Genomic DNA, 356 nt, shown 5'->3' on the forward strand with positions numbered 1-356 from the left:
AGCGCTTGAAGAGCGCAAAAAGGCCCAGCCCAAAAAAGTGAGATTTGATCAGAAATACCACAAGATGACGATTTACATCCTCAAAGATTTGGTTGACCTTATCAATGAGGAGGCCGCAGGAGAAAGAGGCGAGAAAACCCGGATCATTAATGAAGCGCTCAAAATGTATTTCGGGTTAAAGTGAGGATATACCAAACAAAACGGCGCAGCTCTGCGCCTTTTTCTACTGTCCCACCAGCGAGTGAGAGGATCCACCGGCTCCCGTCTCCCGCTGGAGACGGATCCGTCCGCACCGGCCCTCCCGCTCCATGATCTCCCGGGCTTTCTCAATCAAATGGGAGAGGTCATCATCTCCC

1 protein-coding gene is annotated in these 356 nt (G+C 51.4%); it reads left to right on the plus strand.

The features are described 5' to 3' along the window. On the plus strand, positions 1 to 184 hold a 184-nt coding region (locus tag RZO55_RS10390; protein WP_318064212.1), incomplete at its 5' end, for a hypothetical protein. Between the last annotated feature and the right edge of the window lie 172 nt (positions 185 to 356).

The organism is Clostridium boliviensis, assembly GCF_033342255.1.
Taxonomy (GTDB): Bacteria; Bacillota; Clostridia; order Lachnospirales; family Lachnospiraceae; genus Lacrimispora; species Lacrimispora boliviensis.